The sequence below is a fragment of the Novosphingobium sp. genome (assembly GCF_049240505.1).
Taxonomy (GTDB): Bacteria; Pseudomonadota; Alphaproteobacteria; order Sphingomonadales; family Sphingomonadaceae; genus Novosphingobium.
Map to the genome: position 1 here is coordinate 1 of NZ_JBMLSM010000070.1, position 22,988 is coordinate 22,988.

General features: G+C 60.6%; 19 protein-coding genes. 9 read left to right on the forward strand and 10 right to left on the reverse strand.

Going from position 1 to position 22,988, the window contains the following annotated elements; all coding sequences use genetic code 11:
- Window positions 1-4,416 (reverse strand): beta strand repeat-containing protein (locus ACOVQ0_RS06115; RefSeq protein WP_421881546.1); only part of this gene is annotated, 4,416 nt, incomplete at its 3' end.
- Window positions 4,417-4,606: 190 nt separating this feature from the next.
- Window positions 4,607-4,795 carry a hypothetical protein gene (locus ACOVQ0_RS06120; protein ID WP_421881549.1) on the reverse strand — a complete coding sequence of 63 codons (189 nt, stop codon included), beginning with the start codon at window positions 4,793-4,795 and terminating at the stop codon, window positions 4,607-4,609.
- A 252-nt stretch (window positions 4,796-5,047) separates the two neighbouring features.
- Here ACOVQ0_RS06120 and ACOVQ0_RS06125 point away from each other — a divergent pair, with 252 nt between their 5' ends.
- Genes ACOVQ0_RS06125 through ACOVQ0_RS06135 form a run of 3 tightly spaced genes read left to right on the forward strand, consistent with a single transcriptional unit; the run spans window position 5,048 to window position 9,639 of the window.
- On the forward strand, window positions 5,048-6,778 hold the full coding sequence (locus tag ACOVQ0_RS06125; protein WP_421881552.1) for a type I secretion system permease/ATPase: 1,731 nt from the start codon (window positions 5,048-5,050) through the stop codon (window positions 6,776-6,778).
- Window positions 6,779-6,788: 10 nt separating this feature from the next.
- Window positions 6,789-8,123, forward strand: a complete 1,335-nt coding sequence (locus ACOVQ0_RS06130; protein ID WP_421881555.1) for an HlyD family type I secretion periplasmic adaptor subunit — start codon at window positions 6,789-6,791, stop codon at window positions 8,121-8,123.
- The gene (locus ACOVQ0_RS06135; protein ID WP_421881558.1) at window positions 8,071-9,639 is read left to right on the forward strand and encodes a TolC family protein; all 1,569 of its coding nucleotides are present in this window, start codon (window positions 8,071-8,073) and stop codon (window positions 9,637-9,639) included. Before ACOVQ0_RS06130 ends, ACOVQ0_RS06135 begins: the two co-directional genes overlap by 53 nt.
- Before the next feature lie 5 nt (window positions 9,640-9,644).
- Here the strand turns inward: ACOVQ0_RS06135 and ACOVQ0_RS06140 are convergent, their stop codons facing one another.
- From ACOVQ0_RS06140 to ACOVQ0_RS06165, 6 genes are all read right to left on the reverse strand, one after another.
- Window positions 9,645-10,838: a cytochrome P450 gene (locus ACOVQ0_RS06140; protein ID WP_421881561.1), complete on the reverse strand. Its 1,194-nt coding sequence runs from the start codon at window positions 10,836-10,838 to the stop codon at window positions 9,645-9,647.
- Window positions 10,839-10,900: 62 nt separating this feature from the next.
- A complete protein-coding gene (queA, locus tag ACOVQ0_RS06145; RefSeq protein WP_421881564.1) occupies window positions 10,901-11,929 on the reverse strand; it encodes a tRNA preQ1(34) S-adenosylmethionine ribosyltransferase-isomerase QueA in 1,029 nt (342 codons plus the stop codon).
- Between the two features lie 42 nt (window positions 11,930-11,971).
- Window positions 11,972-12,652, reverse strand: coding sequence for a peptidylprolyl isomerase (locus ACOVQ0_RS06150; RefSeq protein ID WP_421881567.1), 681 nt, complete (start codon window positions 12,650-12,652; stop codon window positions 11,972-11,974).
- A 92-nt stretch (window positions 12,653-12,744) separates the two neighbouring features.
- Entirely contained in the window at window positions 12,745-13,257 is a 513-nt protein-coding gene (coaD, locus tag ACOVQ0_RS06155) for a pantetheine-phosphate adenylyltransferase (protein ID WP_421881570.1), read from the reverse strand.
- Window positions 13,257-14,156, reverse strand: a complete 900-nt coding sequence (locus tag ACOVQ0_RS06160; protein ID WP_421881598.1) for a polyprenyl synthetase family protein — start codon at window positions 14,154-14,156, stop codon at window positions 13,257-13,259. The genes coaD and ACOVQ0_RS06160 overlap by 1 nt, the downstream gene beginning before the upstream one ends.
- An 11-nt stretch (window positions 14,157-14,167) precedes the next feature.
- Window positions 14,168-14,419, reverse strand: coding sequence for an exodeoxyribonuclease VII small subunit (locus tag ACOVQ0_RS06165; protein WP_421881573.1), 252 nt, complete (start codon window positions 14,417-14,419; stop codon window positions 14,168-14,170).
- A gap of 72 nt (window positions 14,420-14,491) precedes the next feature.
- Between ACOVQ0_RS06165 and ACOVQ0_RS06170 the strand changes: the two genes are divergently transcribed.
- From ACOVQ0_RS06170 to ACOVQ0_RS06180, 3 genes are read left to right on the forward strand one after another with little or no spacing between them, the layout of a single operon-like run.
- Window positions 14,492-14,890 carry a DUF2177 family protein gene (locus ACOVQ0_RS06170; protein ID WP_421881576.1) on the forward strand — a complete coding sequence of 133 codons (399 nt, stop codon included), beginning with the start codon at window positions 14,492-14,494 and terminating at the stop codon, window positions 14,888-14,890.
- 39 nt (window positions 14,891-14,929) lie between these two features.
- A complete protein-coding gene (purL, locus tag ACOVQ0_RS06175; RefSeq protein WP_421881579.1) occupies window positions 14,930-17,113 on the forward strand; it encodes a phosphoribosylformylglycinamidine synthase subunit PurL in 2,184 nt (727 codons plus the stop codon).
- A complete protein-coding gene (locus ACOVQ0_RS06180; protein WP_421881582.1) occupies window positions 17,110-17,856 on the forward strand; it encodes a DUF72 domain-containing protein in 747 nt (248 codons plus the stop codon). The genes purL and ACOVQ0_RS06180 overlap by 4 nt, the downstream gene beginning before the upstream one ends.
- A 3-nt stretch (window positions 17,857-17,859) precedes the next feature.
- Here the strand turns inward: ACOVQ0_RS06180 and ACOVQ0_RS06185 are convergent, their stop codons facing one another.
- Window positions 17,860-18,669, reverse strand: coding sequence for a Coq4 family protein (locus ACOVQ0_RS06185; protein ID WP_421881601.1), 810 nt, complete (start codon window positions 18,667-18,669; stop codon window positions 17,860-17,862).
- Between the two features lie 145 nt (window positions 18,670-18,814).
- Between ACOVQ0_RS06185 and ACOVQ0_RS06190 the strand changes: the two genes are divergently transcribed.
- Window positions 18,815-19,399 carry a hypothetical protein gene (locus ACOVQ0_RS06190; RefSeq protein WP_421881585.1) on the forward strand — a complete coding sequence of 195 codons (585 nt, stop codon included), beginning with the start codon at window positions 18,815-18,817 and terminating at the stop codon, window positions 19,397-19,399.
- Here ACOVQ0_RS06190 and serB read toward each other — a convergent pair whose 3' ends face one another.
- Window positions 19,400-20,284, reverse strand: coding sequence for a phosphoserine phosphatase SerB (gene serB / locus ACOVQ0_RS06195; protein ID WP_421881589.1), 885 nt, complete (start codon window positions 20,282-20,284; stop codon window positions 19,400-19,402).
- On the opposite strand from serB, the gene miaA reads away from it, so the two are divergent.
- Both miaA and ilvB read left to right on the forward strand, forming a co-directional pair.
- Entirely contained in the window at window positions 20,277-21,251 is a 975-nt protein-coding gene (gene miaA, locus ACOVQ0_RS06200) for a tRNA (adenosine(37)-N6)-dimethylallyltransferase MiaA (RefSeq protein WP_421881592.1), read from the forward strand. The two genes, serB and miaA, sit on opposite strands and share 8 nt — an antisense overlap.
- A 235-nt stretch (window positions 21,252-21,486) precedes the next feature.
- A partial coding sequence (gene ilvB, locus ACOVQ0_RS06205) for a biosynthetic-type acetolactate synthase large subunit (RefSeq protein ID WP_421881595.1) occupies window positions 21,487-22,988 on the forward strand: 1,502 nt, incomplete at its 3' end.

Genomic DNA, 22,988 nt, shown 5'->3' on the forward strand with positions numbered 1-22,988 from the left:
CACATCCGCATCCGAGCCGCTATCCGGTTCGGCCACCTGATAGGTATCGATGCCAAGGCCGCCCGTTAGCGTGGCGATGCCCGACCCGGTGCCGACCTGTGCGAAGGTATCGTCACCTGCACCGCCATCGACTGTATCGGTACCGCTGCTGTTCGAACTGCTGACGTAATAGCCGCGCAGCACGATGCTGTCGTTGCCGTCTCCCGCGTCCACGACATCATCACCACCGGCACCGCCGTAATAGACGCTGTCGAGGTAGATGGAATCGTCGCCAGCGCCGCCGTAGATCGTGTCACTACCCGGCGTCCCGCCATAGTAGTCATCACCGATCAACGTATCGGAACCGTCGCCGCCTGTGATCGTGTCATCACCCGCGCCGCCCTGAACGTAATCACCGGTCGCACCGGCATCGATCTGGTCGTTGCCATCCTCGCCATAGATCTCGTCGTAGCTGTCGCTGCCGGTGACGGTATCTCCGCCCGTGCCGCCATAGACGGTCGCCCCGTCGGCGCCGGTCTGAATCGCATCGGCTCCGCTGCCACCATAAAGGTAGTCATAGCCCGCTCCGCCATCGATCTGGTCGGGACCATTGCCGCCGTAGATATAATCGGAGCCGCCAAGGCCAGTGATGGTATCACCGACCGCACCGCCATAAAGCTCGTCATTGCCTTCGGTACCGACAACGGTCAGGGCTTCGTCGGCTGCAGGATCGAATCCGCCGAAGTTTTCGGCAATGAAGTCTGCAACAAGGCGGTTCTGGAACCGCACCAGTTCGACAAAATCGTACTCGGTGCCGTCCGTGCCATCATAGTCCCCCATCAGGACCACATCATCGCCATCCTGTTCCAAACGGAGATGCCCGGTGGCGAAGGGATTGGCACCGTAGGAATAGTTCGGCGGGCTGCCGAAGTCGTTCAGGCGGAAAACATCACCGCCTTCTCCGGTCGTGAAGTCGGTGATGGTGACCACGGCAGGCGCGTCTGACCAGTTGAAACCGCGATAGTCGTAGGTATCGATGCCCGCACCACCGGTGTAAGTGCGTGATTGGCCGGAATAGCCGACTTCCTGAAAGGAATCGTCGCCATCGCCACCGTCAACAATGCCCGAACTGTAGGTGGCGCGGATGGTATCGTTTCCGGCACCGCCATAGACATCGACCGAGCCGCCATAGACGTTGATGCTGTCGTTGCCGTCACCACCAATGACGGTGCCCGTTTCGCCACCAACTTCAATCGGCCCTACCGCCAGCGCGGCGATCAGAGCCGAGCTGCCACCACCACCGCTGGTCGTTCCATAGTAATTTATGGTGTCGTTGCCTGCACCGCCGTCCACAGTGGAAACGCCGTTTTCGGACGACAGGTAATCGTCGCCATCACCGCCGTAGAGCGCGTTGTTGCCCCCGCCGTAATCATAGAGGCTGTCGTTACCCTCTCCACCATAGAGAGTATCGTCGCCTTGGCCGCCATAAAGCGTATCTGTTCCGGTACCACCGTAGAGCGTGTCGCTGCCGCTGCCGCCGTCGAGATAGTCGTTGCCATCGCCGTTGGTCGGCAGACCGATCAATTCACCCCCACGGACCTGAAAGGCCCATACGCCTGGCTGCCCGATATTGCCCGTGCTGGTGTGCAGCGCGCTGTTGACTGGCAGGGAGTAGTTCGTGCCGCCCAACGTGATGTTGGGGTTGCTGAACGAAAAGCCCTGCGCTTCATACCGCAGCACGATATCGAAATCGCCGTCACCCAAAGCGGTAATCTGGACCTGCGCGGCAACCGGAGTGGTCCCGAACGAATAGCGGCCCACGTCATCCCAGGTAACGGTAATGGTGTTGCTGGCCGCATCGAAATCGTACCATGCAAGGTTGCTGCCGGTGCTGTTCCCGCCTGGGCTGGGCTGCATCCCGGTGGAACGGGTATCGATGTCCGTCGGGATAAGCGCAATCGACAGACCGTTGAAGGTCACATAGCCATTGTTGTTGAGATTGAACGCGGTGTTTTCGCTGCCGACGATAGTCCAATCGGTGGCATCAAATTCGGCAGGGAAACCGATGTTGAAGCTGTTGTCGTCGTTGCGCCCGACAGTGGCTTCGCCAAACCCTGCGGTCCCGCCCAACCCGTTGACGAGCGAATTGCCCAATGCCCCGAAATAGCTGGTCAGGTCAGCGGGCAACGGCGAGACATAGACACCTTCGTCACCACCGTGGATGGTATCGTTGCCGCTGCCGCCATAGAGGTTGTCGTCCCCAAGACCGCCCTCGATAAAGTCTCCAGCAAGCCCGCCTTCAGCATAGTCGTTTCCGCCCAATGCCTCGATCGAATCCGGGCCGAAACCGCCGTAAAGCGAATCGCTGTTCTCAGTGCCGGTCAGAGTCTGGGGATCGCCCACCAGCGGGAAGCCCAGATCGATGTTGGCTGCTGTCAGCGTGCTGGAATCCACGTTCTGTAGCCGGACAAGATCGAGATAGCCGTACATGCGGATGAGCGTGTCCGCACCATCCTGCACCGCTTCGAGCGTGCCGTTTTCGAACGGATTGGAGCCGCTGGAGATGTTGCCCGCCTCAAGCAGGCGAGCAAGACCGATGACGTCCTCGCTGACATCGAAATCGGTGATGACATCGGTGACGCCGGTGTCGCTGTTGTATTCGAGGTAGTAGATATCGGCACCGGCACCGCCGGTCATCGTGTCTACCGCGCCGTCGCGGAAGTCAGCATGATCGTTCTGGTTGCGGAAGTCTGCGGCGTTTACATCGCCCACAGCGCTTTCAGGCTTGTTCACCCGGTTTTCCAGATATGAGGCGGGACTGTCACCGAACACATCGTTACCATCCCCACCGAACAGCTGATCGGCACCTTCGCCGCCATCAAGCAGGTCGTCGCCTGCCTCGCCATTCAGGACGTCATCACCCCAGTCACCAAACACGCGGTCGGCACCTTCGCCGCCATTGATCGTATCCATCTCGCCCGTGCCAAACAGATAGTCGTCGCCTTCACTGCCGGACAGAGTGGAGAGAACCGTCCCATTGCGGGCAAGCGCAGGCGTGAGATTGCCGATCTGCCAGTCATTCAGATCGACGTTGGTAAGGCGCAGCATGGTCTGCCAGCTTTCGCCACCGGCGCTGGAATCGACCTGCAGCAGAACGTCCGCGCCATCCTGCACGAGTTGCATGTGGCCGGTCTGGAAAGGATTGGTCCCGTAATCGTAGTTGTTCAGATAACCACTGGAAAGGAAGTTGCGCAGATCAATGGTGTCGCTGCCATTGCCAGAATCGATCATCTGGAAGTCGGTGATGACATCCTCGACACCGCCAAACCCGTAGCTGAGCACGTAGGTATCGTAACCTGCGCCACCGGTCATCGTATCAGCGGCATTGTTTCCGTTCTGCTGCTGGAATGTATCGTCACCGTCTCCGCCGAACCAGTCGATTGCACTGCTGTTGACGCTCAGAAGCTGATCATTGCCCGCGTCGCCATGAACCTGTGATCCGGCAGAAGCAGCTTCAATGCGGTCGTTGCCCTCGCCGCCATAAAGCGTGTCCGACCCGCCTTCGGAATAGTCGTAAGCGTAGATTCTGTCGTTTCCTGCGCCCCCGTAGACGACGTCCTGACCCGTGCCCGTTTCGATGTGATCGTCGCCATCCTCGCCGGACAACGTATCGTTCCCATCGTCACCGGAAACATAGTCGTGCCCGGCGCCTGCAAGGATCTGATCATCGCCGGAGCCGCCATAGATCTGATCGCCCTGCCCCTGCTGCAGGTTGCCGTAGATATCGTAAGACGGATCGACAACGCCATCGGAGCCGGTGATGGTGTCGTTGCCGTCATCACCGTTTATCTGATCAAGGCCACCGCCACCAACCAGCGTATCGTCGCCCGCACCACCGCTGATGCCTTCGCGCTGGATCGATACATAGCCGCTTTCATCTACCGAGACGGCTTCTGTCGCCGAACCGGTGACCGTATCGTTGCCTTCGCCACCGTACAGGTATCCGATCCCACCAGCAGTCGCGGCCGAGACGGTATCATTGCCGCCCTGCCCTTCGATCTGGTAGTAGCCAGAGGCGCTGGCGATGATCGTGTTGTCCAGTTCATTGCCCCCGCCATACTGGACAGCGGTTTCCTGAAATGTCAGATTTTCGGTGTTTTCGGGCAGATAATAGCCGTAGCCTTCTGGGTACGCCGAGGACACGATGACAGTATCTGTGCCTTCGTCGGCATTTTCGATCACCAGATCATCGGGACTGTCGACCTGATAGGTGTCGTTGCCGCTCCCCCCGCTCATGGTGTCGTTGCCCGGACCGCCGTCCAGCGTATCATCTCCACCCAGACCGTTCAGGTCATCATTGCCTTCCAGGCCCTCGATCATTTCGGCAGATTCAGTGCCGTTGAGGATATCGTCGTTGTTGGTGCCCAGAACGTCCATGACCAGATCTCCATTCCAACTGGACGGAAGATCAGCGCGGTTGCCAGCGGTTAGCCTTCGGGTGCCTGCGCAAGGTGTGGGATAAACCCGCAAATGGATGCCACAATGCAAGAGTCGGCACTCGTAACACGACTGGCAACCCGCTGGCTCTTTTCGCCGGACGTTAACCACGTCCGCCCCGCCTTACGCATTATTCCATATTGGCGCGGATTTGCTCTGGCAAGCGATGTGGATCGAGACAGGCGAAAGTTACGCCACTTGTCATCTTTATAACATGGGTTTCGATGAGAATTTTCAGCAGTAAAAAATGTACAAAGGCGTCATGCAATTGATACATCGCGCCAATCACAAACCGACCCAAAATAACAGTCCATGTCATTTTTACGCGAAATCAGGCTGCCTTATCGCTATCCTAGGCCATATCCATCCGATATGGATATATTCCCGTAAAATCGCCTCTTCGATTTGGCGGCAAAGCTATGCCTTGGCAAAAAACCGCAATTCAGACTAGCACACTGCAAACGAGGCCGGGCGAATCGGGCTGCATAGGCGGAGTTTCCGCCGACATGGCTGAATCACAGGTCATACCCGCAGTGCCTTCATGGTGCGAAACAAGGGAATTTCGGTGTTCTTGACCCGGCCGATGCGCAGTGGTGAACTGTGGGATGCCGCAAAGGCCTATCGGCGCGTATTCTTTGCGGTAATTGCAACAAGTGCGGTTCTGAACGTCCTGCTACTTGGCGGGTCGTTTTACATGATGTTGATCTACGATTCCGTGTTGCCAAGCCGGTCGCTGCCGACACTGTTTGGCCTGCTCGCCCTGCTCGCTGCCGTTTACCTTTTTCAAGGCTATTTCGAAACGCTTCGCGCAGGAATGTTGGCCGACGTTGCCAACGCGCTTGACCGGCGCCTGTCGCGCCGGGTCCAGGACGCCATCTCGCAATTGCGGCTTCAGGGCAACCGCTCGCTGGGTGACGGGCTGATCCCGATGCGCGATCTGGAACAGGTTCGCGCTTTCCTGTCGGGCGGCGTCGCAACACTGATAGATCTGCCGTGGATCGTGTTCTTCATTGCCGTGCTGTTTGCCCTGCATTTCTGGTTGGGCGTGACCACGCTGGTCGGTGCGGCGATCATCTTTTCACTGACAATCCTGACCAATCGCACCATGCAGCAGCCGTCCTCGGAGGTCGCGCAACTCGCATCGATGCGCAACGGCGCTGCCGAAGCGAACTTGCGCCATGTCGAACTGCTGGCGGCGCTTGGTATGCGCGAACGGATGCAGGACAGGTTCGAGGGTATCAACCGCCGCTATACCGGCACACAGAACGCCCTGAACCGCACTGCCACCGCCTTTACCGGCCTCAGCAAGATTCTGCGCCTTGCCCTGCAGTCGATCATTCTGACGGTCGGTGCGCTGCTGGTGATCAACGACCGCGCCAGCGGCGGCGTGATCTTTGCCGCTTCGATCCTTTCCGGGCGCGCGCTGGCGCCCGTCGATCAGGCTATTGCCAACTGGAAGAACATGATCGCAGCACGCAACGGCTGGCAGCGGTTGACCGAGATGCTGGCGAAAGTGCCGCCGCCCTCAGAGGTGGCGACCACCCTGCCCGCCCCCAAAGAGCGGCTTGAAGTGGAAGGCCTGTTCGTGGGAGCGCCCGGCTCGCAGGTTCCGATCGTGAACGGCGTGCGCTTTGCACTCAAGGCGGGCGATGCCTGCGGTTTGATCGGGCCGAGCGGTGCCGGAAAATCCAGCCTTGGAAAGGCGCTTGTCGGCATCTGGCCAGCCCTGCGCGGACATGTGCGGCTTGATGGTGGCGCGCTGGATCAATGGACCGAGGCGGCGCGCGGACGCTTTCTGGGCTATCTTCCGCAAACGGTCGAATTGTTGGAAGGCACGGTAGCTGAGAACATCTCACGCTTCGATCCTCTGCGTGACAGCGATCCGCAGAGCGTTTCCGAAGCAGTTATCTCTGCAGCACGCGCCGCCGGAGTTCACGACCTGATCACACGCCTGCCTCAGGGTTATGACACGCCAGTCGGCGCCGGAGGGGAAACGCTACCGGGCGGGCAGCGCCAGCGCATTGGCCTTGCGCGCGCGCTCTATGGCGATCCGTTTCTGGTTGTGCTGGATGAGCCTAATTCAAACCTTGATGCCGATGGCGACGCGGCGCTGGAACAGGCTGTGTTGGCTATACGTGGGCGCAGAGGCATCGCGGTTATCGTATCGCACCGTCCCGGCATCATGGAGCGGACGTCACACGCGATGATCATGCGCGACGGCCAGATTGCCGCTTTTGGCCCAACGCAGGAAGTTTTAGCGAAGCTGATTCCTGCCAAAGCCGTTCCGGCACCTGTGAATTGAGGCGCCTGACATGCAGCAAAGCCTGAACGCCACGCCTGCAATCGCGCTCAACGTGGATTATGATCCCGAAGCCGATGTCGAACGCAAGTTGCGCTCCGTTTTCATCGCCATTGCCGCGTTGCTGGCAATTTTCCTGCTGGCGGGGCTGCTCGTGCCAATTGGTGGGGCGGTCATCTCGGGCGGGCAAGTCGGCGTGGAATCCCACGTAAAGCGCATAGCACACCCCAATGGCGGCGTGATTGCCGAAATCCTCGTGCGCAACGGCCAGCATGTGCGCAAAGGGCAGGTTCTGATGCGGTTTGACGACCGGGTGACCGGAGCTGACGCGCAGTTCACCAGCCTCAGCGTCGATCAGATGCTGGCCCAGCGTGCCCGGCTTGAAGCAGAGCGCCTTGGCTCATCCAGTATCGCTTTCCCCGCCGAACTTCGACGCGCCGATCCTTCTGCGGCCAAGGCGATGGCTGATGAGGAAAAGCTGTTCCGCATCCGCCAGTCCGAACAGGCCGGATTAGCCGCGCAACTCAACGCCCGCATCGCGCAATACAATCAGCAGATCGTGGCGCAGCGTTCGCAAATCCGCAGCCTTGAAAAGCAGTCCGTGCTGATCGAGCCGGAACGCAAGGGCGTGCGTGAATTGTGGGAACAGGATCTGGTCACGATCAGCCGCCTCAATCAGTTGGAACGCACCGCAGCCGACATCGAGGGCAATATCGGCGCAATGCAGGCCGAAATCGCGCAGGCGCAGGCCCGCATCACCGAAGCCCGGCAACAGATAATCCAGCTTGGCGAAACGCGCCGTTCCGAGGCGGGAACGCAGCTTGCGCAGTTGAATGCCGTGCTCAACCAGCAGCAGGTCCGCAGCGTTTCGGCAGGCGATGCGCAAGACCGCAGCCTGGTCCGCGCGCCTTATGATGGCGTGGTGGACAAGCTGGCGTTCAACACCATCGGCGGCGTCGTCCGCCCGGCCGAAGTGATCATGGAAATCGTGCCGGACAGCGATACGCTGATCATCGAGGCGGCGGTCGCCCCCATCGATATCGACCGGGTTCGCGATGGCCAAACCGCGCGCATCCGCTTTACCGCGTTTAGCAACACGGCCACCCCTGAAATCACCGGCAAAGTCATGTTCGTGGCGGCAGACCGCACCACTGATGCGGAATCCAAGGCGAGCTTTTATCCGGCACGTATCGCGATTTCGGAAGCCGAACTCAAGCGCTACCCCGAACTTGCACTCAAGCCCGGTATGCCTGCCGAAGTGTTCATCGAAACGGGTGACCGTTCGATGATCTCCTATGTCACCAAGCCATTGCGCGACCAGTTCGCACGAGCGTTCCGCGATGATTGATGGGCGATTGCTGACGTTCGGCATGGCCGCAGCGCTATGCGTTGCTTTGCCCGTGCGCGCGCAGGAAGCCACCGACACTTCCCCGGTGGAGCAGACCACACAACCGATAACCCGGCTCGAACAGGCATTGGCTTTGGCCTATGAGGCCAATCCCAATCTGCTTGCCCAGCGCGGTGTGCTGCGGTCCACCGATGCACTCTATCCGGGCGCACGGGCGGCCTATGGACCGCAAGTAAGCCTTGAGGGGCGGCACCAGTTTGCGTGGGACCGCACCCAGCTGCAGACCGGAAACTATGCGGCCATCGATGGATTTGCGTCGACCGCTGCGCTGATCTTCACGCAGCCACTGTTCAGCTTTGGCCGACGCTTTGCTTCGGAGCAGTCCGCGCTGGCGCAGATCGATCTCGGTCGCAACCAGTTGCGGCTCACCGAAGCGCAGACGATGTTCACCGTGATCCGCGATTACGTGTTCCTTGTGCGTGATCGCGCGGTGGCAGATATCAGCGCCGAGAACCTCGATCTGCTCGACCGCCAGCTTTCGGCAAGTGCGGCGCGGTTCAAGGTGCGCGAAGTGACGTCAACCGATCTGCAGCAGGTCGAAACCCGCGTGGCGGTAGGGCGTGCCCAACTGCTCAATGCGCAAGGCAGCGTCGGCTCCAGCCAGTCGCGTTTCCTGCAAAGCGTAGGTGCGCTACCCGGCACCCTAGCTCCGCCGCCGCCGCTCGACCCCGGCGTTGCCACGCTGGATGAGGCTTATGCCATTGCCGAAACGGAAAGCGCGCTCATTCAGGCGGCAAGCGCGCGCGAAAAAGTCTCTCGCGCAGAACTCGCTGCAGCGCGGGCAGAGCAGTATCCCAACGTCTCGCTGCAAAGCAGCGGCGCTTATGGCACAGTCACGCCCTACTCCAACAATCGCCGCACCACCGAATTGCGCTCAGCCATCGTGGTTGGCGTGCCACTGATCGACGGTGGTAGCCGCCGTGCGCGTATTGAAGCTGCGGAACAGGCCAACGACGCCGATTGGCGTCTGCTCGACGCGGCTCTGCGCGATACGCGGCAGGCCGTGGCCGAGGCGTGGAACACGTGGCGCGCATCAGGGCAATCGGTCGAACATTTCCGCGCCGCCGCCGAAGCTGCACGCAAGGCTTATGACGGTGCCGTAATTCAGGAGAAGGCAGGCGCGCGGACCACGCTCGACGTGCTTGATCTTGCACGCGACCTGCTCAATGTGCGCACCAGCTATGTCGGGGCGCTGGCCAACGAATACCTTGCCCGCGCGCAGCTTCTGGCGGCGATGGGGCGCCTTGAAGCACCACTGCTGTTGCCCGATGTGCGGCGTTACGATCCAGAGATCAATTTCCGCAACCAGCGCTGGCGCGGTGATGTTCCCCTGATAACAACGATCCTGTCAGGCATCGATTCCGTGCCCGTGCGCGATCTGGAAACTGACCGGGCCTATCGCGATGCCGCCGCTGATCTGCGCAGCGGCAGCACCGTTCCCATCGATCAACCCTGAGACATTCAGGTCACTGACCATACCAGCGGCAGTGCGGTGCAAGCACCGACATTGCCGCCCTTCATGGTCACCGGCTTGTCCGGCGCAAGGCCGAATTCCGGCATCCCGCCAAGCCATTCGCGCAGAAAAACAATCACCTCCATCCGCGCCAGCCCCGCGCCGACACAGCGATGCGCACCGACGCCCATCGTGGTGTGCCGGATCGGCGTAAGGCCACGGTCAAAGCGCACGTCTTCCGGGGTATCGAAGCTGGTGGGATCAAGATTGTGCAGGACGCTGGGCAGATAAACGAGGTCACCAGTGCGGATCGTCACGCCATCAACTTCCACATCGGCCACCGCGTTGCGACTGACCGCCACTGTAGGATAGCGCCGCATCAGTTCATCCGCCGCATCAGGCATCAGTTCCGGGCGCGCACGCAGCAATCGTTGGTCCTCTGGATGCCGCGCCAGATGCAGTGTGACCATGCCGATCATGGCTGCCACCGTATCAAGCCCGCCGAACAGCAGATTGCGGCACATCCGCTGCGCCTCGTCCACCGTCCATGCCCGGCCTTCCACCGGTTCCGACAAAATGCGACTGAACAGATCGTCGCCGGGCTCGGCCATGCGCTTTTCGATAAAAGGCCAGAGATAGTCATCCGCAGCCTGTCGCAGTTGATCGACTGTCATCGACCCATCGGGCCGTGTCAGTTGCACACCCAGCTTGCGCAGCGCGGGACGATCTTCAAGCGGCACGTCGATTAGCGACAGGAAGATATTGAGCGGCAGGATTTCGGCGAAGTCCGCCACGAAATCACATGCCCCACGCGGGCGAAGCTCCTCCATCAGCTCACGGGCGACCTCTGCAACCTTTGGCTCAAGCGCAACGACAAAGCGCGAAGCCAGGCCCTTCATGACGGGGGTGCGAAATGCCTTGTGTTCGGCCCCATCCTGCTGAAGCGGAATGAAGCGCATGACTTCACCAAGGCCGGGCGTAACGGCAAGACACTCGCTCGAAAGCCGGGCCGCATCGCCCCACAACTCTCGCACCACATCGCCACGCGCCGCGATCCAGTGCCCGCCGTTCGCCGTGCTCCAGACCAGTCCCGGTCCGCCAGCCAGGCTTTTCCACGCGGCGAAGTAATCCTGCTCGACACCGGGTGGATTGAAAATGTCGAAATCGACCACGCGCGCGGCCGGAACATGTGCCGGAATCATCTGCCTGCTCCCATATCTTTGGGCAGCAGGCTAACCGCGCGAGAGCAGGCGGAAACTGCGCATTATGGCAGGAGCAAGCTGGAGTCCCCATAGCTGTAGAAGCGATAGCCCTGCGCAATCGCATGGGCATAGGCCGCCTGCATACGGTCCAGCCCCATCAGCGCCGAAACCAGCATGAACAGCGTGGATTTGGGCAGATGGAAGTTGGTCATCAGCCCATCAATGGCGCGGAAAGTATAGCCCGGCGTGATAAAGATTGCGGTGTCACCTTCGAATGGGCGGATCGCCTTGTCTTCGCCTGTTGCGCTTTCCAGCAAGCGCAGCGATGTGGTGCCGACCGCAATCACACGGTTTCCGGCAGCGCGGGCAGCATTCAACCGGTCAGCCGTTGCGCCATCGATGGTGCCCCATTCGGCGTGCATCCGGTGATCTGCGGTGTCCTCCGCCTTGACCGGCAGAAAGGTGCCCGCCCCCACGTGCAGCGTCAGCGTTTCCGTGCCGATGCCACGCGCTGCCAGCGCGTCCATCAGACGCGGCGTGAAGTGCAACGCAGCCGTCGGCGCCGCAACTGCACCGTCCCTTGCCGCGAACATCGTCTGATAATCTTCACGGTCCTGCGCGTCGGTAGGGCGCTTCCCCGCTATATAGGGGGGCAGAGGCATTTGCCCTGCCCGTTCGAGCAAGACTTCCACCGGCTCATCTCCGGGGAAGAACAGTGTCCAGCTGCCATCATCCAGGCGACTTTCGGCATGGGCGGTTACGCCATTGGCAAAGCGGATCTCATCGCCTTCGCGCAGGCGTTTGGCATTGCGCACAAAAGCCTGCCAGCGGCGCAGATCGATCCGCTTGTGCAGCGTGGCCCCGATGCGTGCTTCGCCGCGCTGCCCTTCGAGTTGCGCCGGGATAACCCGTGTGTCGTTGAACACCAGGACATCGCCGGGATTGAGCAGCGAGGGCAGGTCCAGCACACTCAGGTCCTGAAACGGCCCATCACCATGTACGCCCAGCAGACGCGCCGAATCGCGCGGCTTGGCGGGCCGCAAGGCGATGTTTTCTGTCGGAAGTTCGAAATCGAAGATATCTACGCGCATGGCCTGCGCCCTAACCGCAAACGCGCGTTTGTGCGACCCCCGTCAGTTCGACGAGGAGTTGCTCAGCATGTCAGCGGTAAAGGTCTTGGTCTGCTGAGGAGCCTGCGCCGCAGGCGCAGGCTTGTTGTCCGCCGCGATGGATGCCTGCACGATCTTGGTCGGATTGGCAGGCGGTTCACCCCTGACGATAGTGTCCACGATGTCCATGCCAGCGATCACGCGACCGAAGTTGGTATATTTGTGATCCAGCGCAAAACGCGGATAGAACACGATGAAGAACTGGCTGTTCGCCGTGTTAGGCTCGTTGGTACGGGCCATCGACACCGTGCCACGCAAATGCGGGACCGAATTGAATTCCGCAGTCAGATCAGGCAGTTGCGATCCGCCCTGCCCGGTGCCCGTGGGGTCACCCGTCTGCGCCATGAAGCCATCGATCACGCGATGGAAGATGATCCCGTCGTAGAAGCCCTGCCGCACCAGCGTCTTGATCCGCTCGACATGGGTAGGTGCCCATTCCGGCATCAGACGGATCGCAACGCGACCGCCGTTGGAAAGATCGAGGTAAAGGATGTTCTCGCGATCAACGCTCTGGTCGGCATTGACCACATAGTTGACCGGCTTGGGCGCCTCTGCGGAAGCGTCAGCCTTCTTGTCCTGCGCCAGAACCGGGGAAGCCGTCAGGGCAGCGCCGAGCGCGAGTGCGGTGATAAAGCGCGAAACCATGAAAACGTCGAACTCCCGAATGCGTCAAGCGCCGATAGGCTGCTCGCGCTGTCGCTGCAATGAACGATTGCCGATTGTTTCCGGCTGGGAAATCAATAGTCGCCCAGGCGGCCCATCTTTTCCACCCGCGCCACAACTTCGTCCCGAACCTGCGGCGTCACGAAATCCGCGATTTCACCGCCGAAAAGGGCAATTTCCTTGACCAGTTTCGATGCGATGGGCTGCAGGCTGACATCAGCCATCAGAAACACAGTCTCGATTTCCGCATCGAGCTGCTGGTTCATCCCGGCCATCTGATATTCGTACTCGAAATCTGCGACGGCGCGCAGACCGCGCACGATCACGCTGGCCCCCTGTGCCCGCGCGAATTTCATCAACAGCGCGTTGAAGCCAACCACCTCGACATTGTCGATGCCCTGATCGGCAACTTCACGCGTGACCATGTCCATGCGCTCATCCGTCGAGAACATGGGGTTTTTCGAAGGATTGGTCGTCACCCCGATGATCAGCTTGTCGACCAGCTTGGCCCCGCGCCGAATGATATCGAGATGACCGAGCGTGATCGGATCGAAAGTGCCGGGGTAAACGCCAATGCGCTGCGCCATCAGTGATTCCTCTCCACGATGAAGCGCGCCAGTTCGCGCAGCAGATCAGCCTCAGGGCCGTAACTGGAAAGATGCTGTATCGCCTGTTCGACAAGCAAACGTGCCTGTTCGCGCGCACGATCTGCGCCCAGCAGAGAGAGAAACGTCTCCTTGCCTTGAGCTTCGTCCTTGCGCAGCGCCTTGCCTGCAGCCTCCTCGTCACCTTCGGCATCGAGCAGGTCGTCGGCGATCTGAAATGCCAGACCGATATCACGCGCATAACCGCGCAGATGCGTGCGCCCTTCTGGCGGAACCTTGCCAAGAATGGCGCCCATCTCGACAGCGGCCGAAAGCAGTGCGCCCGTCTTCAACTGCTGCAGGCGCGTTACGGTTTGCAGATCGAAGCTGGAACTCTCAGCCACGATGTCCATCATCTGCCCGCCGCACATGCCGTTCATCCCGCTTGCCGTTGCCAGCGTGCGGATCAGTTCGATGCGCGTGAACGGATCGCCGCTCGTTGCCGGGTCGGAAAGAACCTCAAACGCGAAGTCATGCAGTGCATCGCCCGCCAGAACGGCAGCGGCATCGTCAAAAGCCAGATGGACCGTGGGCTTGCCGTGGCGCAGCGCATCGTTGTCCATGCAGGGCAGATCGTCGTGGATCAGCGAATAGACGTGGATCGCCTCAATCGCCGTGCCGACCCGAACTGCTGCCTCACGCGATACACCGTGGAGGGCGCCCGCTGCGCAGACCAGCAACGGTCGGATGCGTTTGCCACCGCCAATCGCGGCATAACGCATGGCTTCTACCAACCGGTCGCGCGGGTCGCTCGGCACCGGCAGCAGCAGGTCAAAGCTGTTGTCGATGTCCTCGGCAATCGCCTGGAGCGCTGGCTTCAACAGTCCGGTTTCAGCCACGATTGTCGCCTCGTTCAACCTTGGGTTTCATCGAAGGGCCGCAAGGCCTGCGGCTTGCCATCACGGTCCGCCACGATCGCTTCGATCCGTGCCTGCGCCGCATCGAGCCGCGCCTGACAGTGCGCGCGCAAGGCATCGCCGCGCGCATAGAGGTCGATCGATTCATCCAGCGGGGCATCACCACTTTCGAGTCGGCGGACGACGTTTTCAAGTTCCTTGAGCGCCTCTTCGAAGCTGAGGCTGGCGATATCAGGTACGGTTCCCATTGGGGCAGCATTGACGGGGCATAGGGGTGCGGTCAAGCTTCGATCCGCAGTCAGCGGGGAGAGTTGTCGGCAATGCAATACCTTATCGCCTATGTCGCTGCCGCCGTGGTGTTCGGTGTGCTTGATGCAGTCTGGCTCGGCTGGGCCGGGCCAAAGCTCTATCGGCCCGCACTTGGAGACTTGCTTGCCACCCAGTTCCGTCTCGCCCCAGCGCTGGTTTTCTATGTGCTCTACCTTGCAGGCATGGTCTGGTTCGCCATTCGACCGGGCCTTGCACAAGGCGTAGGGGCAGCGGCGCTGAATGGCGCGATCCTCGGCGCGATGTGTTACATGACATATGATCTTACCAGTCAGGCGGTGCTGGCACGCTGGCCGGTTCACGTAACGGTGATCGATGTGCTCTGGGGCACGTTCGCCACAACTGTTGCTGCCACGGCGGCAACATGGGTCGCGCTCAAATTCGCAGGTTAAGACTAGCCTCTTGCGCGCCATATCGCTAAGGCGCGCGCCATGTCCGAGATCACCGCAGATGTCGTCGCCGCCCACGGGCTGTCCGAGGAAGAATACCAGCGCGTCCTCCACGCGCTCGGTCGTGAACCGAACCTTGTCGAACTTGGCATCTTTTCGGTCATGTGGTCGGAGCATTGCTCCTACAAGTCGAGCCGTATCCACCTGAAGAAGCTGCCCACGTCAGCCCCTTGGGTTATCTGCGGCCCCGGCGAAAACGCGGGCGTGATCGACATCGGTGATGGACAGGCTGCCATCTTCAAGATGGAAAGCCACAACCACCCCTCTTACATCGAACCTTATCAGGGCGCGGCAACCGGCGTCGGCGGCATTCTGCGCGACGTTTTCACGATGGGCGCGCGCCCCGTGGCGAACATGAATGCGCTGCGCTTTGGTCGCCCCGATCATCCGAAGATGAAGCATCTGGTGCAGGGCGTCGTCGCGGGCATCGGCGGTTATGGCAACTGCGTTGGCGTGCCAACCGTGGGTGGCGAGACGAACTTCCACCCTGCCTATGATGGCAACATCCTTGTCAACGCCATGACCGTTGGCGTCGCCGACACGGACAAGATTTTCTACTCCGCAGCCACCGGGCTTGGTAACCCCATCGTCTACGTCGGATCTAAGACCGGGCGTGATGGCATCCACGGCGCAACGATGGCCAGCGCCGATTTTGGCGAAGATTCGGAAGCGAAGCGCCCCACCGTACAGGTGGGTGACCCCTTCACCGAAAAGCTGCTGATCGAAGCCTGCCTCGAACTGATGGCGACTGACGCTATCGTGGCGATTCAGGACATGGGCGCAGCAGGCCTCACCTCTTCATCGGTCGAAATGGCGACCAACGGCAAGGCAGGCATCATTCTCGACATGGACAAGGTGCCGTGCCGCGAAGAAGGCATGACCCCCTACGAGATGATGCTGTCGGAAAGCCAGGAGCGCATGCTCATGGTGCTGAAACCCGGCAAGGAAGCAATGGCCGAGGCGATTTTCCGCAAGTGGGAACTCGATTTCGCCGTCATCGGCGAAGTGACCGACACGGGCCACATGGTGCTGACGTTCAAGGGCGAAGTGGTTTGCGACATTCCGCTCGGCCCGCTGGCCGAAGACGCACCGCTTTATGATCGCCCGGCCCTGTCGTTGGCTGACTACAAGGCGTGGGCCAACGTCGCTCCGCTTGGCACCGTCCCGCAGAGCGCTGATCTCGGCGACGATCTGGTAAAGCTGATCGGCTGCCCGGATCTCGCCAACCGTCGCTGGATCTTCGAGCAATACGATTCGCAGGTCGGTTCGGATACGCTGCAGAAATCAGGCGGGGACGCCGCCGTCGTGCGCATCCACGGCACGCAAAAGGCGCTGGCCATCAGCACCGATTGCACCCCACGCTATTGCTATGCCGATCCTTACGAGGGCGGCAAGCAGGCCGTGACGGAAACCTTCCGCAATATCTGTGCGGTCGGCGCGCGACCGCTGGCCATCACCAACTGCCTGAACTTCGCCAACCCGCAGCGCCCTGAAATCATGGCGCAAATCGTGGAAGCGCTGACCGGCATGGGCGATGCCTGCCGCGCGCTCGACTATCCGATCGTGTCGGGCAACGTCTCACTCTACAACGAATCGAAGGCCACAGGCGGCGGTTCGGCCATTCTGCCCACACCAGCCATCGGCGGTGTCGGCCTGATGCTCGACCACGAGGTGATGGCGACCGTGCCGTTCAAGGCTGAAGGCGAAGCGATTTTCGTTATCGGCCAGAATAACGGCCACCTCGGCCAATCGCTCTGGCTGCGTGAAATCCACGGTCGCGAGGATGGCGATGCGCCCAAGGTAGATCTTGCGATGGAACGCCGTCACGGCGAATTTGTCCGCGATCTGATTGCACAGGGCAAGGTCAGTGCCGTTCACGACGTTTCGGACGGTGGCCTGCTGGTCGCCCTTGCCGAAATGGCGATGGCCAGCGGCATCGGCTGCCAGCTTGAGGAAATCGGCGACCAGTTCACCGCTTTCGGTGAAGATCAGGGCCGTTACATCGTGACGAGCGCCGTTGCCGATACCATTCAGGCCGCAGGCATCCCGATGACCCGCATTGGCACCACAGGCGGCGATGCCGTATCCGGTCCCGGCTTCTCGGTCCCGGTCGCCACGCTGCGCGAAGCCAACGAAGCCTTCTTCCGCGAGTGGATGGAAGCATGACGCAAGGGTCCATCCATGTCGGGATCGGCGGATGGACCTACGAACCGTGGCGCGGCGGGGCTTTCTACCCGAAAGGCCTGCCGCAAAAGCGCGAACTCGAATATGCCGCCTCGCAACTGACGTGCATCGAAATCAACGCTACCTACTATGGCCGTCAAAAGCCGCAGAGTTTTGCAAACTGGGCCGCAATCGCGCCTGATGGCTTCCGTTTCAGCCTGAAAGCCTCACGCTTCACGACGGCGCGCAAGGTTCTGGCTGAAGGTGCGGATTCCATCGCGAAATTCATGGATCAAGGCTTTACCGAACTCGGTGACAAGCTCGGCCCGATCCTTTGGCAATTCCGCGATGGGAAGCGCTTTGAGCGCGATGATTTTGCCGGATTTCTCGATCTGGTTCCAGAATCACAGGCGGGTATCAAGCTACGTCATGCGCTTGAAGTGCGTGACGAAAGCTTCCGCGACGAGGCATTTTTCGATCTTTGTCGCGAACGCAACATGGCGGTCGTATTCGCAGACAGTGCCGATTTCCCGCAGTTCGAAGAGCAGACGGCCGATTTCACCTACGCTCGGCTACAGCAGTCGTCACCCGAATGCCTGACGGGATATGACGCTGCCAGAATTGCATATTGGGCTGATCGCGCTCATCAATGGGCAGAGTGCGGTCGCGATGCCTACGTGCTATTTATATCAGGCGCAAAAGAGCGAAACCCCGCTGCAGCGCAGGCATTGATTGCGGCGATCTGAACTTCAGGCCGCCTGCTTCGCTTCCGCGTTCTTGCCCAACAGGTCATAGGGATCAATCCCCATCCCCCGCCAGATCGTGTGCGCCTCCCGATACCGCGTCGCGGGCGTGATGTTGAGTTTGCGGCGCACCTCGTCAATCGGAAGGGGCAGCAGTTCGGTGATCGACTGTTCGCACAAACGCGGACATGCCTTGCCCAGTTTCTGTCCTTCGCGAACAGCACGCAACACCGGCGCACTCCGGCGCGTCTGCTTGTTGATATTCAGCCCTGCCATATAACCAATGAACAGATGGGCCGGTGACGGCTGCTGGCTGTAGGTAAACGCCAATACACAAGCTTCGCCCAACGCATCGCGGCCATAGCCGGTCAACACATGCAGCATGTCATGCACGTCGCGCATCCGGTTGAGATACCACAGGAACTGGTCCTCAAATCTTTCGCGCTTGCTCGCAAAGCGGTCGAACTCGTCAACCAGCCCCTGCGCTGTCAGTCCTTCGCTTTCCATGAAATCGCAATAGGCATGGGCCAGCGATCCCTTCGGCGTCTGTCGCAGCGCGGCGTGATCATCGAGAATGGCCGGAAGATACGGCTCGCGCGCACGCAGCGCCTGCCCGCGCTCGCTCCGCAGGAACGCTTCGGCCCGCCCGCGTAAATTGCGCCACGGCAGGGCTTCGAAGATGTAAAACACCTCTTCGGTGTTTTCCTTATCCTTCAAAAGGTTCTGGAAATGGTGCCACGCTTTTAGCGGCTGCAGCCGCATTTCAGGGCGGCGCTCGTCATAAATGGGCAGGTCGGCACGTAACGCACTGGCCATAGCGTTCACGATGATTCTCCCGGATTCCTTATTCATAGCTATATTAACAACACTGTAAATAGATCGTCAATCGCCCAACACGCAATCGCGCTTGCCCAAGCACTGCCAGCAATGCACCCTGCGCGACGGGATTGGGGAGAGACACATGTCACGCACATGGCCGACCGCGTTTGCAACAACTGCAGCCCTCACGGTGTTTGCCGCAGGGCTGCTGATCGGCGGCAACACACTCGAAGGCTGGGGCCTTGCCGCGCGATGGACCGCCCGCGTCGGGTTCCCGATTTTCCTCGCGGCCTACCTCGCCTCCTCACTCGTCAAGCTGGCACCCGCCCCGTGGAGCCGCGCGCTGCTGCGGGACCGGCGCTGGTGGGGCCTTGGCTTTGCCGCCAGCCACACCGTGCATTTCGTGGCGCTCGTCGTCGCCACCAGCCTCAACCCGGAACCACGGAGCATCGCATCGCTAATCCCCGGTGGGATCGCCTACGTGTTTATTCTGCTGATGGCGCTCACCTCAAGCAAAGCGGCCATGCGCGCGCTGGGCCGTAACTGGAAGCGGCTGCACAGCACCGGCATCCACGTCATCTGGCTGATCTACACACTGGCCTACGCGAAACGGATTCCCGTGCCAGAAACACGCCTTATCGGCATGACGATGACCGCGCTCGCCCTCACCGCCCTCGCTCTCAGGCTGGCCGCACGTCGAAAGCGCCCAGTGTCTGCCTTCGCATGATCAGCCCATCACCCAGTCCGAACGCGGCACGCCGAGCAACGAAAGGATCGCGGTCAAGTCGCCCCGGTCGATCCACCCATCGGCTGCCGCGCGCGCCTTGGGCTTGGCGCGATAGGCAAGGCCATAACTGGCCACTTCGATCATCGGAATGTCATTCGCGCCGTCGCCCGTGGCAAGGCTGAAGACCTCACCGCCAAGGCGCTCCGTTTCTTCCAGCAGAACCTTCTTCTTGACCGAACTGTCCACGATCCCGCCGACCAGTCCTCCGGTCAGCACACCTTCGTGCAGGCCAAGACGGTTGCCCACCACCCGATCGAATCCCAGCAGTTCTGCCACGGGATCGGCAAACGAATGGAAGCCGCCCGTGACCAGCACGGTATGGCATCCACGTGCCTTCAGCGTCGAAACCAGCGTGCGCGCGCCATCCATCGGGCGGATGCGCTCATCCAGGCACTGCGTGATCGCACTTTCGGGCAAATCCTTGAGCAGTCCCACTCGCTCACGCAAGGCGGATTCGAAATCCAGTTCGCCCTGCATCGCACGTTCGGTAATCGCGGCGATACGCTCTTTAAGCCCCGCGAAATCGGCCAGTTCGTCGATGCATTCCTGCCCGATCATCGTCGAATCCATGTCCGACACGAAAAGGTTCGGCACTTCGATGGTGCCTTCGCTCAGCAGCAGGTCGCTTTCAGGAAAGCATTGATCGAGAATTTCGCGGATACCCGCCGGATTCCCCTCGACCACTTCGAGTTCCAGCACGTCTTCGCAGGTTTCCAGCATCCCGGCCCCTGCCACTTCCCAGTCGCGCGCCTCTATCATTTCCATCGCAAGCGAGAGATTGTCACCAAGCGTCTCAGGGTCTGCTATCAGGCGCGCGATGATCAACGAAGAATCCTTCCAGAGCGAGAACGTGAATGATCCGGCGGCAAAGCCGCGCGTGGCGCTCATCGCAGGGCCGACCGCCAGCGGCAAGAGCGATCTGGCGGTAAAGATCGCCTTGCGCGCAATGGCGCAGGGGCAAGAGGCGGTGGTGATCAACGCCGATAGCGCGCAAGTTTATGCAGATCTTGCCCTCCTTAGCGCAAGGCCTTCGGCGCAAGAGATGCAGGGCGTGTCTCATGTCCTGTTCGGCGCATGGGATGGCGCACAGCCTTGCTCCGCCGCAGATTGGGCAAATGCGGCCCGGCAGGAAATCGCCACTGCCCTTGGCCGCAATGCCCTGCCGATCTTGGTAGGCGGTACGGGCCTTTATATACGCACCCTCCTTGATGGTATTGCCCCGGTTCCTGAAATCGATCCTGCCGTGCGCGAAGGCGTGCGTGCCCTGCCCGTTGCCGATGCCTATGCCGCACTTCAGGCCGAAGACCCTGACCGCGCCGCCCGCCTTGCCCCCGCCGATGTCCAGCGCATAACCCGTGCGCTTGAAGTGGTGCGATCCACCGGTCTGCCACTGGCGCATTGGCAGCAACAGCTAAGCGGCGGCATTGGCGATGCCATTGATCTTGCACCGATCATTCTCCTGCCTGAACGCCAATGGCTCTATCGCCGCTGCGATCTGCGGTTTGAGATGATGTGGCAGAATGGTGCCCTGGCCGAAGTCGAAGCTCTTCTGACGCGGAACCTGCGCGATTCGGCGCCAGTGATGCGCGCCATCGGCGTGCCGGAGATTACGGCCTTCCTGCGCGGCGAAATCCCCGCAGAAACTGCCATCGCCGCAGGTCAGCAAGCCACGCGCAACTATGCCAAGCGGCAATTTACGTGGCTCCGACACCAGAATCCGGTCGATTGGCCAAGGGTTGAGTACGAAAATTCCATTGACATCGAATATGCAGCAAGTTTATTGCGCATATAGCCGCTTGACACCTCATTTTATGTCAAGTAGCAGGCCGTCAATTGCCTGGTCCATCTCGCATGTCGATCAAGCACCCGAAAGGGAGAGACGGCCCGGCGCGGTTTACACCGCAGCCGGGCCGAAATTTTTGAAGATCGGGGTCGGCGCGTTTAAACCGCAGCCGGACCGAAATTTTTGTTTTTCCGGCGTGACAACGGGTCTATCGGCCCCTCACGCGAAGATAGGGTGAAGTAACGTGACAACCGAGCGCAGCGGCGCGGAGATTCTGGTCGAAAGCCTTGTCGCCAAGGGCGTCGAATTCGTGTTCGGCTATCCCGGCGGCGCGGTATTGCCGATCTACGATGCGCTGTTCGGCGATGAACGCATCCGCCACATCCTTGTCCGGCACGAAGCAGGCGCTGCCCATGCGGCAGAAGGCTATGCCCGCGCCACCGGCAAGCCCGGCGTTGTCCTCGTCACCTCGGGCCCCGGCGCGACGAATGCGGTCACTGGCATCGCCGATGCTTTCATGGATTCGATTCCGATGGTGGTCATCACCGGGCAGGTTCCGACCGGCCTGATCGGATCGGACGCTTTTCAGGAAGCCGATACGGTCGGCATCACGCGTCACTGCACCAAGCACAACTATCTGGTCAAAGACCCCGCGCAGCTTGCTGCGACCATCGATGAAGCGTTCCGCATCGCCACCGAAGGTCGCCCCGGTCCGGTCGTGATCGATATCCCCAAGGACGTACAGATCGCACTGGCCGCTTGGACCGGCGCCGCCCCGCAGCAACGCAACCGCTACACGCCGCAGACCGAAGGTGGCGCGACCGAGATTGCCGATGCGATCGAAATGATCGCCAAGGCGAAGGCCCCGGTGTTCTATACTGGCGGCGGCGTGATCAATTCCGGCCCTGAAGCAACGCGCCTTCTGCGTGAATTGCAGGCTATCACCGGTGCGCCTGTCACCTCTACGCTGATGGGCCTTGGCGCTTTCCCGGCAGACCATCCGGCATGGCTGGGTATGCTGGGTATGCACGGCACCTATGAAGCCAACCTGACGATGAATCAGGCCGACCTGATCGTCTGCGTCGGCGCGCGCTTCGATGACCGCGTTACCGGCCGCCTCGATGCTTTTGCGCCCAACAGCAAGAAGATCCACATCGATATCGATCGTGCGTCGATCAACAAGACTGTGGCCGTCGACCTTCCCGTTATCGGCGATTGCGGCAAGGTTCTTGCCCAGTTGATCGACGCCTGGAACCAGCGCGGCTACAAGGCGCAGGATCTTTCAGCATGGTACGCCCGCATCGATGGCTGGCGCACCCGCAAAAGCCTTGCCTATCCGCGCAAATCCAGCGCGATCATGCCGCAGTATGCCATCGAACGTCTCTATGAGCTGACAAAGGCGCACGAACCGATCATCTCGACCGAGGTCGGCCAGCATCAGATGTGGGCGGCACAGTACTTCCACTTCATGAAGCCGAACAAGTGGCTCACTTCGGGCGGCCTTGGTACGATGGGCTATGGCCTTCCCGCCGCCATCGGCGCACAGGCCGGTTTCCCGGAAACGCTGGTGATCGACATTGCGGGCGACGCTTCGATCCAGATGAACATTCAGGAACTGGGCACCGCCACGCAGTACCGCCTGCCGGTGAAGGTCTTCGTTCTCAACAACGAATGGATGGGCATGGTCCGCCAGTGGCAGGAACTGACCTACGAAAGCCGCTATTCGAACTCCTATTCGGACAGCCT